Source organism: Deltaproteobacteria bacterium, from assembly GCA_011773515.1.
Classification (GTDB): domain Bacteria; phylum Desulfobacterota; class Deferrimicrobia; order J040; family J040; genus WVXK01.
Genome location: WVXK01000039.1, coordinates 23,931 through 24,213 on the forward strand (window position 1 = coordinate 23,931; position 283 = coordinate 24,213).

The following is a 283-nucleotide window of genomic DNA, read 5'->3' on the forward strand; positions in this document are numbered from 1 at the left end:
AAACGCTAAACTCGAAACCGGTTTCCCGGGACCGTCTTTTATGCTTTCCACACCTTTCCCGCAACCGTACCGGTTACACCCGTTGCGTTCCGCGTGTCGATGATCAGTTTCGCGTGCCGCTTGACCGCTTCGTAGTCGTAGGCGGAGTGTGCCGTCGAGATGATGACGGCGTCGTACTTTTTGATGTTGGCTGCGGTTACGGGAACGGACTCTTTGTCGTAGGAGAACTTTCTCATCCGGTAGAGGCGCGGGATGTAGGGGTCGTTGTAATCCACGACAGCCC

1 protein-coding gene is annotated in these 283 nt (G+C 55.8%); it reads right to left on the reverse strand.

The window, feature by feature from the left end; genetic code table 11:
* Nucleotides 1–38: 38 nt before the first annotated feature.
* A partial coding sequence (locus GTN70_04150; protein NIO16181.1) for a nucleotide sugar dehydrogenase occupies nucleotides 39–283 on the reverse strand: 245 nt, incomplete at its 5' end.